At 37.3% G+C, this 16024-nt stretch carries 13 protein-coding genes and 1 pseudogene; 8 read left to right on the plus strand and 6 right to left on the minus strand.

Going from position 1 to position 16024, the window contains the following annotated elements:
• A complete protein-coding gene (locus ACG916_RS08840; protein WP_419327807.1) occupies nucleotides 1–1539 on the plus strand; it encodes an acetyl-CoA C-acetyltransferase in 1539 nt (512 codons plus the stop codon).
• A gap of 178 nt (nucleotides 1540–1717) precedes the next feature.
• Here the strand turns inward: ACG916_RS08840 and ACG916_RS08845 are convergent, their stop codons facing one another.
• The gene (locus tag ACG916_RS08845) at nucleotides 1718–2836 is read right to left on the minus strand and encodes an OmpW/AlkL family protein (RefSeq protein WP_419327806.1); all 1119 of its coding nucleotides are present in this window, start codon (nucleotides 2834–2836) and stop codon (nucleotides 1718–1720) included.
• A 674-nt stretch (nucleotides 2837–3510) separates the two neighbouring features.
• On the opposite strand from ACG916_RS08845, the gene mdh reads away from it, so the two are divergent.
• The 3 genes from mdh to ACG916_RS08860 all read left to right on the plus strand — a co-directional run bounded on the left by mdh (nucleotide 3511) and on the right by ACG916_RS08860 (nucleotide 6730).
• Entirely contained in the window at nucleotides 3511–4683 is a 1173-nt protein-coding gene (mdh, locus tag ACG916_RS08850) for an iron-dependent methanol dehydrogenase (protein WP_419327805.1), read from the plus strand.
• A gap of 200 nt (nucleotides 4684–4883) precedes the next feature.
• Nucleotides 4884–5726 carry an SDR family oxidoreductase gene (locus ACG916_RS08855; RefSeq protein ID WP_419327804.1) on the plus strand — a complete coding sequence of 281 codons (843 nt, stop codon included), beginning with the start codon at nucleotides 4884–4886 and terminating at the stop codon, nucleotides 5724–5726.
• A gap of 41 nt (nucleotides 5727–5767) precedes the next feature.
• Complete coding sequence (locus tag ACG916_RS08860) at nucleotides 5768–6730, plus strand: alpha/beta hydrolase (protein WP_419368183.1); 963 nt, start codon at nucleotides 5768–5770, stop codon at nucleotides 6728–6730.
• Nucleotides 6731–6787: 57 nt separating this feature from the next.
• On the opposite strand, the gene ACG916_RS08865 is transcribed toward ACG916_RS08860, so the two are convergent.
• Entirely contained in the window at nucleotides 6788–7969 is a 1182-nt protein-coding gene (locus ACG916_RS08865) for a sigma-54-dependent transcriptional regulator family protein (RefSeq protein ID WP_336954201.1), read from the minus strand.
• A 359-nt stretch (nucleotides 7970–8328) separates the two neighbouring features.
• Between ACG916_RS08865 and exaC the strand changes: the two genes are divergently transcribed.
• A complete protein-coding gene (exaC, locus tag ACG916_RS08870; protein WP_004719517.1) occupies nucleotides 8329–9840 on the plus strand; it encodes an acetaldehyde dehydrogenase ExaC in 1512 nt (503 codons plus the stop codon).
• A 133-nt stretch (nucleotides 9841–9973) separates the two neighbouring features.
• On the opposite strand, the pseudogene ACG916_RS08875 reads toward exaC, so the two are convergent.
• Both ACG916_RS08875 and ACG916_RS08880 read right to left on the minus strand, forming a co-directional pair.
• A pseudogene (locus tag ACG916_RS08875) lies at nucleotides 9974–10312 on the minus strand (immunity protein Imm33 domain-containing protein).
• 562 nt (nucleotides 10313–10874) lie between these two features.
• Nucleotides 10875–11747: a LysR family transcriptional regulator gene (locus ACG916_RS08880; protein WP_336954288.1), complete on the minus strand. Its 873-nt coding sequence runs from the start codon at nucleotides 11745–11747 to the stop codon at nucleotides 10875–10877.
• Nucleotides 11748–11895: 148 nt separating this feature from the next.
• Between ACG916_RS08880 and ACG916_RS08885 the strand changes: the two genes are divergently transcribed.
• Complete coding sequence (locus tag ACG916_RS08885) at nucleotides 11896–12813, plus strand: AEC family transporter (RefSeq protein ID WP_336954204.1); 918 nt, start codon at nucleotides 11896–11898, stop codon at nucleotides 12811–12813.
• Nucleotides 12814–12984: 171 nt separating this feature from the next.
• On the opposite strand, the gene ACG916_RS08890 is transcribed toward ACG916_RS08885, so the two are convergent.
• Complete coding sequence (locus tag ACG916_RS08890; protein ID WP_336954206.1) at nucleotides 12985–13572, minus strand: 2-hydroxychromene-2-carboxylate isomerase; 588 nt, start codon at nucleotides 13570–13572, stop codon at nucleotides 12985–12987.
• A gap of 162 nt (nucleotides 13573–13734) precedes the next feature.
• The gene (locus ACG916_RS08895; RefSeq protein ID WP_096734377.1) at nucleotides 13735–14481 is read right to left on the minus strand and encodes an SDR family oxidoreductase; all 747 of its coding nucleotides are present in this window, start codon (nucleotides 14479–14481) and stop codon (nucleotides 13735–13737) included.
• Nucleotides 14482–14575: 94 nt separating this feature from the next.
• Between ACG916_RS08895 and ACG916_RS08900 the strand changes: the two genes are divergently transcribed.
• Nucleotides 14576–15142 carry a TetR/AcrR family transcriptional regulator gene (locus ACG916_RS08900; RefSeq protein ID WP_336954207.1) on the plus strand — a complete coding sequence of 189 codons (567 nt, stop codon included), beginning with the start codon at nucleotides 14576–14578 and terminating at the stop codon, nucleotides 15140–15142.
• A gap of 67 nt (nucleotides 15143–15209) precedes the next feature.
• A complete protein-coding gene (locus ACG916_RS08905; protein WP_419327802.1) occupies nucleotides 15210–15926 on the plus strand; it encodes a glutamine amidotransferase in 717 nt (238 codons plus the stop codon).
• Nucleotides 15927–16024 lie beyond the last annotated feature (98 nt).

Genomic DNA, 16024 nt, shown 5'->3' on the forward strand with positions numbered 1-16024 from the left:
ATGAGCAAAACAACTCAAGAAAATTCGAACGCTGAAAGCACTGTACAAGAAACTGTGTCAAATACATCAAAACCTCGTACTCGTACGAGTAAAAGTAGCAACACAAATTCTACAAATGCCAATGCAGCCAACACGACTAAAAAACCGACTCGTGCACCAGCAACTGCTTCACGTAGCAAAGCAACTGCATCGACGGCAAAAAAAGTTACAACATCTTCATCTTCTAAAACTCAAACTTCTGGTCAGCAGGATAAAATTATGAGTCAAAACACTGTACGTCGCGTAGCAATTATTGGCGGTAACCGTATTCCTTTTGCACGTTCAAATGGCCCTTATTTCCGAGCGTCAAACATTGACATGCTTACTGCGTCTTTAAACGGTTTAATTGAACGTTTTAACCTTCAAGGTCAACGTTTAGGTGAAGTGGTTGCTGGTGCAGTTCTAAAACATAGCCGTGATTTCAACATGACACGTGAATGTGTTTTAAATACTCAACTTGCGCCTGAAACCCCTGCTTATGATATTCAACAAGCATGTGGTACTGGCTTACAAGCAGCTTTCCTTGTTGCAAACAAAATTGCATTAGGCCAAATTGAAGTGGGTATTGCTGGTGGTGTAGATACTACCTCTGATGCACCAATCGCATTTGGTGACGGCTTACGTAAAGCATTGCTTGAATTAAACATTGCAAAAACAGGTAAAGACCGTTTAAAAGCTTTAGCTAAAATCAATGTTAAAGACTTGATGGATGCACCAAAAAATGGTGAACCTCGTACTGGTTTATCTATGGGTGATCACCAAGCGATTACTGCTTTAGAATGGGGTATTCCGCGTGAAGCTCAAGATGAACTTGCTGCATCTTCACATCAAAAAATGGCCAAAGCATATGATGAAGGCTTCTTCGATGATTTGATCACGCCGTTTATGGGTCTAGACAAAGACAATAATTTGCGTCCTGATTCTTCAGTTGAAAAATTGGCTAAGCTTAAACCTGCATTTGGTAAAGGTGATACTGCAACAATGACTGCAGGTAACTCTACCCCACTTACAGACGGTGCTTCAGTTGTTCTATTAGCCTCTGAAGAATGGGCTAAAGCAAATGGTCATGAAGTCCTTGCCTACTTAACATTCACTGAAACTGCTGCGGTAGATTTTGTGAATAAGAAAGAAGGTTTATTGATGGCGCCTGCTTATGCTGTTCCACGTATGTTGGCTCGTGCAGGTATTAAGCTTCAAGACTTCGACTACTATGAGATTCATGAAGCTTTTGCATCACAAGTTCTTTCTACCTTAAAAGCATGGGAAGATCCTAAGTTCTGTAAAGAACGTTTAGGGCTAGATGCACCATTGGGCTCAATTGACCGTAGCAAACTCAATGTTAAAGGTTCTTCTTTAGCTGCTGGTCATCCATTTGCAGCAACAGGTGGTCGCATTTTGGCAACTGCTGCAAAATTGGTTAATCAAAAAGGTTCAGGTCGTGTACTTATTTCGATTTGTGCTGCTGGTGGTCAAGGTGTAACTGCAATCGTAGAGAAATAAATTCTCTGATTTGTACAATACTCTCAAAAAAGCATCCATTTAGGATGCTTTTTTATTGCTCATCAATCTACATCTAGCTAAAAAAAATTGCATAGACCATTCTGCTCAACATAAAAAATGGTTAGCCGAAGCTAACCATTTAAAATCTTCACTATTCTTAGGGAAAATAGTGTTGATTTTAGAAGCGATACCCTACACCAACATAAGTAATCAATGGATCTATATCAACTTTTGTCGTGGAATTAATCAGTCGCTTACCAGTCTTGGCATCAACAACATCAATCTTAGCCTGATTGTTGAGCTTGGCATAAGAAACAGAAGCCACACCAAACCAGTTTTCATTAATATCATAAGTAGCACCCAGACTTACAATAGGTGCAATTGCATCAGTCGTTTTAACCCTTACATAAGGATTTGCACTGGAAGGTTTGCCATCCAACGCAGCCCCTGCTTTTCCATCTAAAACGTTTTGAATCATGTGTCCCGCTGCGACCAGATCACTTTTGATCTGTGAGTTCAATTTAATATCAGTAAAATGAGAGTACATCACCCCTACCCCAATATATGGACGCAATTTATTGACACCAGACTGACCAAACTGATATTGCGCTTCAAGCGCTGGTGTCCATGCACGGACTGAAGCTGCTTTAGATTTGTTGCCTAAATTGGTGATTGGAATTGCTTGGTTTAAATCTATACCATCTGGAAATAAAATTCCGACTAGGTCACTTGGCGAGGTGGCTAATCCGGTGAGGGGTGCCAAGATTTCCCCTTTACCTTTAATATCAACTTTTGGAGGAATTCCACCAATGAGTTGCAAAGAAACATTGTCGTTAATGTAATAATTTAACATCATACCAAGGGTATCTACATCATCGACTTCAAGCCCTGTTCCCTTAGCTTGCCAATTTTCCAAGCCATGAATATTTGCTATTCCTGCGACCTCTGGCAAAATATTACCCTTACCATCGGTCAATAGGGTTTGCATAAATGCATCATTGAGAAATTCAGTTAAAACCTCTTTCTGATTAAATGGTACTCCGCCTAAGTCTTCCCCCATAGCATTAGGATCAACTGAGTTTAAAAAACTGGTTGTAGAGATACTTCCGACTGTTGCGTTAGTACCATTTTTAACACTGGTATTAATATTAAAGGGATTGGCTTTTCCCTGAGGCATAACATGTAACCAACCTGCAGATACTGAAAAGCGTTTATACTCCCCCGCAAAACTCATGCTGGTAATCGCGAACAATGAACTTGTTATGACAATATTTTTTAACGTTAATATTTTTTTCATTTTTTATCCTTAAAATATGAGATTACCGAACCGTGGCAACCTGTTTAAAAAACATACATAAAAAACAATCTTTATGTATAAAATTCTGATCAATAGCATTTTCACTCAGCCGTAAAAAATATAGGTAATTTTATTTTTAAATTTTTTATGATACTTATTAATGATATATATCATTGTTTTATTTTTATCATTTAGCATAATTTAACAGTAAAGGTATATTTAAAAAGTCTATTTAAGCCCATGCTGAACTATTATATAAATATCAAATTTTTCACATAATTTTAACTTTTTAATTATCAATACACATTCTCATAAATTGATAATTCATTCTATTTTGATGGATTTTAAAATGTATGCCCGAAATTAAACTCAACGATTCACTTTTTAAAAATAAAATGAATTGTTAGAGCAAAAAACACCCAACAAAATAGCTTTTTGTACTTTTTAATCAAAACTCACGTTCAAATATAATTTTCACCTTAAAAATTATAAAGAAAAACTTCACTACTTTATTTTAAATAAAAATATCAAATACTTAGTTTAAGGTTTGCATTATTAAAGTTTGGTAGGTGTTTAGTAGGTATTCAATCTAGCCCTCAAAACAGATACTCAACCTCAAGGTGAACATCACCTTTCTGGAATGATGAAATAACAATGGTAGAAGGAATCGCACCATGGCTTTTAAAAATATAGCAGATCAAACAAACGGTTTTTACATCCCTTGCGTCTCACTTTTTGGTCCAGGTTGTGCCAAAGAAGTCGGTGCTAAAGCACAAAATTTAGGGGCAAAAAAAGCCCTCATCGTCACTGATGCCGGCTTATTCAAATTTGGTGTTGCAGACATTATTGTTGGATATCTTAAAGATGCTGGGGTAGACAGTCATATTTTTCCTGGGGCGGAACCAAACCCGACAGACATTAACGTACATAATGGCGTAAACGAATACAACAATAATGGTTGTGACTTTATTGTGTCTTTAGGCGGTGGCTCTTCTCATGACTGTGCAAAAGGAATCGGCTTAGTTACCGCAGGTGGCGGTCATATTCGTGATTATGAAGGGATTGATCAAAGTAAAGTCCAAATGACACCGCTTGTCGCAATCAATACGACAGCAGGAACTGCTTCCGAAATGACTCGTTTCTGTATTATCACCAATACTGATACCCATGTAAAAATGGCAATTGTTGATTGGCGTTGTACACCGCTTGTTGCAATTGATGATCCTAAACTTATGATTGCAAAACCTGCTGCTTTAACTGCTGCAACGGGTATGGATGCTTTAACTCATGCTGTAGAAGCTTATGTTTCAACTGCTGCAAACCCAATTACTGATGCATGTGCAGAAAAAGCCATTTCAATGATTAGCGAATGGTTAAGCCCTGCTGTTGCCAATGGCGAAAATCTTGAAGCACGTGATGCAATGGCATATGCACAATATTTAGCAGGTATGGCATTTAACAATGCGTCTTTAGGCTATGTACATGCAATGGCTCATCAATTAGGTGGCTTCTATAATCTTCCACACGGCGTATGTAATGCAATTCTATTACCGCATGTGTGTGAGTTTAACTTAATTGCCTGCCCAGACCGTTATGCAAAAATTGCCCAATTAATGGGTGTCAATACTGAGGGTTTAACCGTTACTGAGGCTGCCTTTGCTGCGATTGATGCAATTCGTGAGTTATCTTCATCTATTGGTATCCCTTCTGGCTTAGCTGAACTGGGTGTCAAAGCGGAAGATCATGCAGTGATGACCTCAAATGCGCAAAAAGATGCCTGTATGTTGACCAATCCACGTAAAGCAACTGATGCTCAAGTCATTAAAATTTTTGAATCAGCCATGTAAAACGATCCGCTTTCTTTCTACTCAGCCTAAGAACCTTTTAGGCCAAATACAATGAAGTGTGCTTGATACTCAGGAATATTACTTTAGTAATATTCCTTTTTTATACGCTTATAAAAAATGACAATCATTATTGTCAGATATATTGATAAAGTCACAATCTATGACTATGATGCTTAAAACATCAGCGGATTATTTCAGCAATGACAACAACAAGTAAAACCATCATCATCACGGGTGCAAATACCGGAATCGGGCTTGCAACTGCAGAAACCTTTATTAAGGATGGTCACCATGTGATCATTGCTTGTCGTAATCCAGAAAAAGCCAAAACAGCACAGCAACATTTAGAGTCATTCGGTACAGGTCAAGTAGACGTAATTCACCTTGATTTAAATAGTCTTGAACAAATTAACCAAGCAGCCAATGAAATTATTGCTAAATATGAAAAAATTGATGTATTAGTCAACAATGCTGGCATGATGACACCTGATCTTGAGGCCACAGCTGATGGTTTTGAAAAACAGTTTGGGGTAAATTATCTGGGGCCTTTTCTTTGGACATTGAAACTTCTTCCATTGGTTCAAAAAGCCCAACAAGGTCGTGTAATTCATTTGGCTTCAATGATGCATCTTTTAGGTCGTATCCAACCTGAAAACTTTAACGCGGATCAAGTGAAGAAATACAATGGTGTTTTGAGCTATGGCAATAGTAAATTAGCTAATCTGCTCTTTAGTAATATCCTCGCCAAACAACTATATGGAAGTCATGTCACCAGCAATGCATTACATCCAGGTGGCGTAGATTCTGAGATTTATCGTGAATTACCCAAATGGCAATATGCAATCATTAAACTTGGTCTTATTCCACCATCTAAGCCTGCCGAATTAATTAAAAAAATTGCTTTTGATCCGTCATGGGAAAAGCGAAATGGTGATTATGTGAGTTTACAAACTCCAGCGTTTAAATCAGGCAGGGCCAAAGATATAAAGTTGGCACAAAAACTATATGATGAATCCTATGCGCTGGTAAAAGACTATCTGTAATTTTTCGGATTTCATTTTTCTATAAAATTCAGGAATACGCTATGACCACTCAATCTATTGAATATCAACCTGATACCCTTGGTACGGATTATGAAAAACTAACCATAAACTTACCAAATGACTATGATGGTAAAGTCATTGCGACTTTGGTACGCAAACAAGCAGCTCAAGCGACCAAGAAAGCGGTGCTCTATATCCATGGTTTTATCGATTATTTCTTTCAAACAGAAATGGCTGAACAATTTAATCAACATGATTATGATTTTTATGCACTTGATTTAAGAAAATATGGTCGTTCTTACCTACCACATCAAAAATATTATTATGTTCTAAATTTGAATGAATATGATGAAGAAATCACGCAAGCATTAAAGATTATTGGTCAGGAAGGCCACACTGAGGTGTTACTGGCAGGACATTCTACAGGTGGATTGATCGCAACATTATATGCAGCACATTATCCACAACATCCCCTTATTCAAGCCTTATGGTGCAATAGTCCTTTTTATGACTTTAATATGCCTGCTTGGAAGAAAAAATTAGCCCTCCCCAAACTCAGCGCAATGGGCAAACGCTTACCTAATTTAAAGTTTCCAAGTGAATTAAATAAATGGTATGTCACCAGTCTGCATAAAGATTTGCAAGGCGAATGGGATTTCAGCTTAGAGTGGAAAAAACCAACTTACCCCAAAGTATATTTAAGCTTTGTGCATGCAATTTTTGAAGCCCAAAAAGAAATTCATGCAGGTGTACAGATCAATGTACCAACCTTAGTGATGCATTCTCACAGAACAACCTATCCTAAGAAATTTAACCGAGATGCTCAAAGCACTGATGTTATTTTAGAGGTCAAAGACATCGTCAGAGATGCAGGTAAAATACAGGGCGATGTTAATGTCATGACCATTCAAAATGGACTACATGACTTGGTTTTATCGGCACCAGAAGTCAGAAGAGAAGTTTATCATCAACTTTTTTCATGGTTAGCTCAAAAGCAACCTTAAAGGCTCAAATCCATTTTTCTTTGCAAGCAAATGATCAGTTAAAAGTATCCTGCAAAATCAATGCTCATCTTTATATTTCATTAGAATTTGATGAGCAGGATGCCCGTCTGGTGTAAGTTCAATTAGACGTTCAACGGCATCAATCGCTTCTGGAAAATGTGCAAGGTGTTTTAATAAAGCATCTGTTTCATTGGCTTTAAAAATCGCTTCACTTAGGCGTGATTCGAGGCAATCTCGCCATGCAGATAAAAAAGGACTTTCGGTTTTAGCTAAAAATACACCTTTACATAATTTTAAAGCGGATTCGGTATAACCCGCATCTAAAGCATTCTCTGCTTGCAAGAAATCTGCTTCAACATGTGCCAATAAACGATAAGGCCGTGAACCCAGCATGCCGCCCAAGATATCACGCAACTGCGACATTTCTGCTTTTAATGTGCCGACACTCACTTTTCGTTCACCATACAACGCTTGATGTAAATTTTCCAGATTCATCCCTTGAGGGCACAACGCAAGAATGGTCAAAATTTCAATTTGTCGTGGTGTCAATACCACAATCTTGCCATTGAACAACACTTGTGGCACAGCAAAAGCACGGATAAATAAATGTTGTTGTTGAAACTCTAGCAATGCCGATTGAATAATCGAGGCACAGCGCTCAGCCGCCAATAATCCCAAACTATTGTGATGATTCCATGTGGTTGAAAGATCAATGACCCCTAAAACTTGTTTGGAATATGGATCTATAATTGGAGAGGCATAACAAACCCAGTCATGCACAGAAGACATAAAATGCTCGTTGGAAAACACACAACTGGATTGTTGGGTTTTTAATGACAGTGCCAAAGCATTAGTTCCCACCAAATCTTCACGCCATTGTCCACCAGCAATAAAATGGACACGTTCTGCAGCATTGCGCATTTGCCCACTTGCGGCTGACCAAATAATAGTACTACCGATATCCCCTACTGCAGCAACCATTGCTGACTGTTCTGCGATATGAGTTAATTCATCCCGACAATGTTCTATTGCTTTTTCTAACAGCGTTTTTCTTTCTTGTTTTACATTCATCAAAGGTGCAGCATCACGATCTTTGGGAATCGCAGCTGAGTTGGAACGTTGCCATGAACTTGCAATACTCTGTCCGAGTTGATCAGCATGTTTTAAAGACAAACTACTGCTTTGGCGTAACTGCTCAATTAAACTCCGTTTATTTGATAACTCTTGTTGGCTTAACATACGCTACTTCCTCTGTAATTCGTTAAAAAATATCCTATCCTTTCTCTGTTGTTTTTATCCAGCGGACCTGCTTATAAATTACTCTAGCACATTAACATAGTGAGCTTAACCTGAGTCAACACAACTCATACCAAAGCTGTAGAATAAAACCAATTTTTTCCAATATTTAGCAATTTTCTAATAAACAAGAAAATATTGCCAAAGATTAAAGCATAGCGCAAATGACTCTAGGATTTCATCCAACCTTTTCCCTACCTTTGACTCTCTATGCTCAATCCATCATGTAAACAATCATTGTTCATACATGCCATATTAAACACATCATGAATGATCATGAATATAAGTAAAGGGATACTCTTATGCGTTATGTAGATCCAAATCAACCTGGTTCAAAAGTACAGTTCAAAGCCCAATATGAAAACTTTATTGATGGCAAATGGGTAGCACCGGTTAAAGGGCAATATTTTGATAATGTCTCTCCTGTAGATGGTAAAGCCTTTACCAAAATTCCACGTTCTTCCGCGGAAGATATCGAACTTGCATTAGATGCAGCACATAAAGCCAAAGCTTCATGGAACAAAGCATCTCCAACAACACGTTCAAATGTACTACTGAAAATAGCAGATCGTTTAGAAGAAAATTTAGAATTACTGGCGGTTGCAGAAACATGGGAAAATGGTAAGCCAATTCGTGAAACATTGGCAGCCGATATTCCTTTAGCAATTGACCATTTCCGTTATTTTGCAGGTTGTTTACGTGCACAAGAAGGTGGTATCTCTGAAATTGATGAAGATACCATTGCTTACCACTTCCATGAACCTTTAGGTGTAGTGGGTCAGATCATTCCATGGAATTTCCCTATTCTTATGGCAGCATGGAAACTTGCACCAGCACTTGCAGCGGGTAACTGTATTGTACTTAAACCTGCTGAACAAACACCATCAAGTATTTTAGTAGTTGCAGAACTCATTCAAGATATTTTACCGCCAGGCGTTTTAAATATTGTCAATGGTTACGGCGTTGAAGTGGGTCGCCCACTGGCTACCAATCCACGTATTGCTAAAATTGCCTTTACAGGTTCTACTGCGGTTGGTCAAATGATCATGCAATATGCAACTGAAAATATTATTCCTGTAACGCTTGAGCTTGGTGGTAAATCACCAAACATTTTCTTTGAAGATGTCATGGATAAAGATGATGATTATTTAGACAAAGCGCTTGAAGGCTTTGCCATGTTCGCCTTAAACCAAGGTGAAGTATGTACTTGCCCATCACGTGCATTGGTTCAAGAAAGTATTGCAGATAAATTCCTTGAAATGGCAGTTGAACGTGTAAAACGCATCAAAACTGGACATCCTTTAGACACAGACACCATGATTGGTGCTCAGGCATCTCAAGAGCAACAAGACAAAATCTTGGGTTGTATTGCAACAGGTCGTGCTGAAGGTGCTCAACTGCTTACAGGGGGTGGCGATCGTCAGGAAGTCGGTCAAGGTTTCTATATTGAACCTACCATTTTCAAAGGCGACAACAGTATGAAGATTTTCCAAGAAGAAATTTTTGGACCAGTTCTCTCTGTAGCAACATTTAAAGATTATGATGATGCAATCAGAATTGCCAATGATACGATGTATGGCTTAGGCGCTGGTGTATGGTCTCGTTCTGCGCATACCTCTTATCGTGCGGGTCGTGCGATTGAAGCTGGTCGTGTATGGACCAACTGCTACCATATCTACCCTGCACATGCAGCATTTGGTGGTTATAAGAAATCTGGTATTGGCCGTGAAAACCACAAGATGATGCTTGATCATTATCAACAAACCAAGAATTTATTGGTTAGCTATTCAACCAAAGCAATGGGCTTCTTCTAAGTTCTATAGTTGATTTACACTTTAAAAAAGTGAACTTCGGTTCGCTTTTTTTAGTCATGATTAAGATGCTGTTTAATCCTTATAACTGTCAATTCATTCATTATTTTATACAGATTGCGATGATTCGCTAAATTTAGTCGGTTGTTGGATTCATCCAAACATCTTCATAGCCATGCTTATCAATAATGACATGATAACCGTGCTCAAGCGCCAAATAAGGTAAAATTTCAGGTAAATATTACTGTAAATGTGAGGCATGCAGCGGTTGATAAAAATCATCAGCTGAAGAATATTCTCCACAGTGAATAAACCAAGAAACATTGTCTTGTTTTTTAAGCGCAACTCGAACTGCATAAATCGGTTGTTGGCCTAGACTCTGTAATGCAATTGCAACCCTATCCGACAGATTAAATTCCATATATTTTGATTCATATTTTTTGCAAATTTGCCTTTGTAATGTTTCTAAATTCATCAACACATTCCTTTATTGCCTGTTTCGTATTGTTTGTTTAGTTGAATAAACCAATGCGTTCAAACAGATATACTGAGATCAGCAGCAAAATTATTTAGGTCTTTTCCATAACATTTTAATATGTTCGAAACTATATCCAACCACGACTCTTAAATTCATCATCAATAACATTGTGAAAAACACAATCACAGACATCACTAAACTTTGTGGAAGAAATTTCTGATCTAAAACAGATTTATAAGTATTCAATGCTAAATATAAAATGATCAAAAGTATATAAAACAACAGTTGAAAGTAGATCTTGTATCTTGGTTTTTTCTCAACAAATTCCATCAAATAAACAGACAAAAACAATGCAGAAAATGCGGTAAAAACAAAGAAGCATATTACCCATAAAATACTAAAACTTTTGATATGACTAATTGCCCATAAGGATAGGTTAGCAACACAGCCACATAGTATAAATGCTGTTTTAGGACGTTCTATGAATTTATAAATCAAATCATTCATGCTGTGTTTAGACTCGTCATTTATTCTTCTGCGAAACGTTCACGATAAAATGCTAAACCATTTGTGCAATATCAATAAATGCCTGCGTAATTGGACTCATCTGTTTTTTATTCTTCACTGCCAGACTAATAGACCGCTTAATATTGGGTGATAAAGGTAATTTTTGCACATTGGGAAACAGTGTCATTAACTCTTTATTCAATGCCATATCAGCAACAATTGAAACACCTGCACCATTGTTAACCATATTAATAATGGTCAAAATTTGAGAAAAATAACATTTAATTTTTGGACTCAGATTGGCTTTTCTAAACATCTCTGTGACATGGTTTTGACTGCCTGCTGAGGTCATTAAAAAAGGATATTCTGCCAATTCATCCAATCGAACTGCACTTTGCTGTGATCGTGCATAGGACTTTGGAATAAGTGCTACAAAAATATCCTCAATCACAGGAAAAGTATCAAAGCGTTCTTCGGGTAAAACTACAAATCCAACATCAATAGTACGATCATGAATCCATTGAGTAATATCTTTATCCGTTCCTTCTTTAATAAACACTTCAATATTTGGATATTTTAAACTAAATTTTTCTAGAATTAAGGGAATAAGTACATTAGAAGATGAAGCACCAAAAGATCCAATTCTTAAAGTTCCAGAATGAAATCCTTGTATATCGGAGATTTCTTGCTTTAGGACATTGGAAATATTCAAAATTTCTTTCACATGCACTAAAAGCCGTATACCCGATTCAGTTAACTCAACTTCATTATGATTGCGATAAAACAATGTGACCGACCAATCTTGTTCTAAGCATTTAATTGCATGAGAAATCGCAGATTGAGAAATTTGCAAACGCTGAGCTGTAACAGTAAAGCTTTTCTGTTCAGCTAACACGGCAAAAATAGTCAGTTGAGTAAATGTCATCGCTACTCTATCCATGAGTAAAGACTCATTTTACCATGAATAGGCATAAGTCATATTCTTGATTAAAATTTACTTGGGTTTAGCTTACAGATGAAAAAAATCAGTGGGTGGGACTTGGTCGAATTAGGTTCTGCATAGAGCGTTCATCATGCTACAAATGATTACTATTCTTTTCCCATCCATCGCCCTGATTGGTTTAGGTTTTTATCTTTTCCAGTCACATATACTTGATGAAAAATTCTGGAATGGCGCAGAAAAGCTAAATTACTATATTTTATTTCCAGCCTTATTGTTTAGTTCTCTTGCAAATGCAGATATGAATATGGGGCATCTCAACAGTATTCTTACAGTCATTTTTTTAATTATGGCCATGATCATTGCTGGCGTTTATCTGTTTGCAAAGTTAAACCGAACACCTATTGCCCAGATCGGTGTATATGTCCAAAGCTTGATTCGTTTTAATACCTATCTCGGACTCTCGATTGCCACAACACTTAATAATGCTGAAATCAAAAGTATCTTGGTAAATATCCTTGCTATAGCAATTCCCTTGGTTAATGTTATTTCGATCCTTTCTCTGACAGATAAAGATCAACAGAACATTAAAAATATATTCTGGTCTTTAATCAAAAACCCACTGATCAGCTCTTGTATATTGGGAATTACATTTAATCTTTTAAACATCCCTATTTGGTCTGGCTTTGCAAATCTGTTAAATGCTTTTTCAAGTAGTAGTCTGATGTTAGGCTTATTATGTGTAGGAACAGCAATTCAATTTTCGACCCTCAGAATTTATCTGAAAAAGTCTTTGCTCATTAGCCTAATCAGATTATTGCTGATCCCGCTTATTGCCTTTATCTGTTTGCAGTTTTTTGAGCTAAGTCATGCCGCCGTGATTGCTATCATGATTTTCTTTTCTATCCCAACCGCATCTTCCGCATATATCTTAACCAAACTATTAAACGGCGATCATCAATTAATGGCGGCAAGCATCAGCATGCAAACACTTTTATCCGTATTCACTTTGGCACTAATCCTTGCACTATTACAGCATTTTTATGTTTAATCCTCTATATTTACGATTAGCTTTCTTCATCAAATATTTTTCTGATTCAATGCAGTTTGGCTTTCTATAGAATAACTGTGTGGCATGGCTAGCTGTAACACAATACAACGCAATTCTCTAATGCTAGCATCTAAATAATAGAATCAGAATTTAAAAGCGTATTTATCAAGATTAAGCCAATTCCATCTCAACAAAGTGAAGATGATCAACACCCCAAAACATTTCATCTCCAATAAACCATGTCGGTGCACCAAAAACACCACGCCCAATGGCTTCTTCTGTGATATTTTTTAGTTGGGCTTTAACCTGTTCATCTGAAAGCCAAGTTTGAACCTGCTCTGTACTAAAACCCAATGATTGAAGCAAGGTAATAAATTCATTGATATCATTTAAATTACGCGGATGCCCAAACATTGCATCAAATAAAGCGTTTAACACTGTTAAGAATTTTTCAGCTTGATAAAGCTGAACTGCTGTAATCACGCGCATCAGATTTAAAGTATTAATTGGAAAATAGGGATTCATTTGTATTGGAATATTCCAGAGTTTTGACCAACGCCCCATATCGATCATCGAATAACTGGCTTTTGCTGGCACAGCCATTGGACTGCTGTTCCCTGTGGCTTTAAAAATGCCACCAAGCAAGATCGGCTTCCAGATCACTTGTGCTTGATTTTGTTTTGCAATTTTTTGAATCTGATAAAAGCCTAAATAACTATATGGGCTACCCAAATCAAAATAAAATTCTACCTGTTTCATTCAGTGTTATTCCTTAACTGTACTGATCATATTTTTATCGTACTACTGTAAAAATAATTCTAGAAAAAACTTAAATCATGACTTCTTACTCTCGCTATATCGAGATAAGTCATCTAGCTATATTAACCTACTCATACAAAAAACTTACTAATATAAAGTGACTTACCATTTTTCCATCCAAGGGCGTAAATCTAGCTCATGCGTCCATGCATCACGTGGTTGCTGGGCAAGATGCCAATAATTTTCAGCAATATGTTCAGGATTTAAAATACCATCTTGGTCTTTTTTCTCATAAAGATCAGGAAAACTGTTTTTAATAAAATCTGTATCAATTGCACCATCAACTACCACATGAGCCACATGAATATTCTGTGGACCAAGTTCACGCGCCATACTCTGTGCCAAAGCTCTAAGTGCATGCTTTGCCCCTGCAAATGCTGAAAAATAAGCAGCACCACGTAGACCAGCAGTCGCACCTGTAAAGATCAATGTCCCGCGTTGTCGGCTTACCATTCGTTTCGCCACTTCACGACCAGTTAAAAAAGCAGAAAAACAGGCCATTTCCCATATTTTAAAATATTTACGCGCTGTTTCTTCAAGGATGCTACATGGGACATTGGCACCGATATTAAAAACCAGTACCTCTATTTCACCAATATTGCTTTCAATTTCTTCGATTAATTGTATAACTTGCTGTTCTTTTCGAGCATCTGATGCAAAACCATATGCTGTCCCGCCAGCCTGTTCAATTTCATCAATCAGTGGTTGTAACTTGTCAGCATTGCGACGGGTCATACAACTAATATATCCCCCTTTGGCAAAACGTTTCGCAATTGCGCCACCTGTTGCATCACCTGCTCCAATAATCAATGCAACTTTCTGATTTGATGTTGTTATTTCATCTTGCATATCATGCTTCCCTTTTTGCATAACGATCGTTATTATAACGATCACTATGTTATAGTTTTACAAGAGCGTCAAGGAAAATTTGATCGAGGAAAATATGCGATACAAATCTGGATATAAAGAAGAAAAAAGAAAAGAACTATTAAAAATCAGTGGACAGCTTGCCAAAAAAGATGGCTTTGCTGCAACCGGTGTAGATGGCTTTATGAAAGCTGCTGGCGTGACCAGTGGTGCATTCTATTCACATTTTTCTTCCAAGCAGGATTTGTTTAAAGCATTGGTTGAAAATGAACTTAAAAATAGCATTCAGCTGTGGCAAAGCAATCCTCATAATCAGGCTGAGTTATGGATTGAATTTGAACTCAATCGTTACTTAACCCTCTCTCATGTTGAACATCCAAATCATGGTTGTGTACTGCCAACACTCGCCACAGAAGTCGCACGTTCTGATGAGGAGATTAAACAACGCTATCAACAAGAATTACAGCGCGGTCATGCCCTATTTACTCAACGCCTCGGAAGTGAAGAAAAAGCCTGGGGCGTCTTATGTCAACTGGTAGGTGCTATACTCATAGCAAGAAGTGTTTCTGATGATTCGGTTAAATCGACCATTTTGGAATCAAGCAAACACTGTATTTATTCTATGTTGCAAATCACATCATAAATTTAGTTTTCAACCCAATAGAATCTAGTATAAATTAGCGATATTCTCGTTAAATCATCATAAAACCATGACTTCCTCCACATACGCTTTGCCGAAGACAATCTATGCCATTCAACATTTAGCTTTTGAAGATTTAGGTATTCTTGAAGACACTTTTTATGATTTGGGCTATCGCATACGTTATTTTGAAGCAGGTATAGATGATTTAAAGCAAGCATTTGCATTTGAAGGTTTAGTCGTCGTTCTAGGTGGTCCAATTGGTGTTTATGAAACTGAGGATTATCCTTTTTTAAATGATGAAATCACTTATCTTAAACAACGTTTAGCCAAGAATTTACCAACGCTTGGTATTTGCTTAGGTGCACAATTGATTGCACATGCTTTGGGTGCAAAGGTTTATGCAGGCCATCAAAAAGAAATTGGCTGGAGTCAATTGAAGCTAAATCTGGCTCAAAATAATCCATTATTGCCACTCGTAAATACCGAAGTTTTACATTGGCATGGTGATACGTTTGACTTGCCAGTACAGGCTGAATTACTTGCAAGCTCTGCAATTTATACAAATCAGGCATTTAGAGTTGGTCAAAATATCTTAGCACTACAATTCCATGTCGAAGTTGCAGCAGAGGATATGGAAAAATGGCTGATTGGTCATACTTGTGAATTGCGTAAAGCTGCCTTAAATATTCCTCATTTACGAACTGAAAATGAAAAATATGCGCCAAATCTAGAATTAAAATCACCCCTGATTTTAGAGCATTTTATCAAACACTTAAATGTATAATCTGTTTATCTATATCAGCATGAAATAGACTTTACTGTTTCGTGCTTTTTATACCCTATTTAGTCTCCACCCATAAATACGGTGTTGGTGTAAGTGTA

The sequence above is a fragment of the Acinetobacter legionensis genome, from assembly GCF_048552295.1.
Lineage (GTDB): Bacteria > Pseudomonadota > Gammaproteobacteria > Pseudomonadales > Moraxellaceae > Acinetobacter.

Excerpts from the sequence above, each read along its gene's own strand:
- ACG916_RS08895 (WP_096734377.1), bottom strand. The coding sequence starts at position 14,481 with ATGCAAGATGAAATAACAACATCAAATCAGAAAGTTGCATTGATTATT.
- ACG916_RS08865 (WP_336954201.1), bottom strand. The coding sequence starts at position 7,969 with ATGTTAAGCCAACAAGAGTTATCAAATAAACGGAGTTTAATTGAGCAG.
- ACG916_RS08880 (WP_336954288.1), bottom strand. The coding sequence starts at position 11,747 with ATGACATTTACTCAACTGACTATTTTTGCCGTGTTAGCTGAACAGAAA.
- ACG916_RS08845 (WP_419327806.1), bottom strand. The coding sequence starts at position 2,836 with ATGAAAAAAATATTAACGTTAAAAAATATTGTCATAACAAGTTCATTG.
- ACG916_RS08890 (WP_336954206.1), bottom strand. The coding sequence starts at position 13,572 with ATGAAACAGGTAGAATTTTATTTTGATTTGGGTAGCCCATATAGTTAT.
- ACG916_RS08900 (WP_336954207.1), top strand. The coding sequence starts at position 14,576 with ATGCGATACAAATCTGGATATAAAGAAGAAAAAAGAAAAGAACTATTA.
- ACG916_RS08860 (WP_419368183.1), top strand. The coding sequence starts at position 5,768 with ATGACCACTCAATCTATTGAATATCAACCTGATACCCTTGGTACGGAT.
- ACG916_RS08905 (WP_419327802.1), top strand. The coding sequence starts at position 15,210 with ATGACTTCCTCCACATACGCTTTGCCGAAGACAATCTATGCCATTCAA.
- mdh (WP_419327805.1), top strand. The coding sequence starts at position 3,511 with ATGGCTTTTAAAAATATAGCAGATCAAACAAACGGTTTTTACATCCCT.
- ACG916_RS08855 (WP_419327804.1), top strand. The coding sequence starts at position 4,884 with ATGACAACAACAAGTAAAACCATCATCATCACGGGTGCAAATACCGGA.
- exaC (WP_004719517.1), top strand. The coding sequence starts at position 8,329 with ATGCGTTATGTAGATCCAAATCAACCTGGTTCAAAAGTACAGTTCAAA.
- ACG916_RS08840 (WP_419327807.1), top strand. The coding sequence starts at position 1 with ATGAGCAAAACAACTCAAGAAAATTCGAACGCTGAAAGCACTGTACAA.
- ACG916_RS08885 (WP_336954204.1), top strand. The coding sequence starts at position 11,896 with ATGCTACAAATGATTACTATTCTTTTCCCATCCATCGCCCTGATTGGT.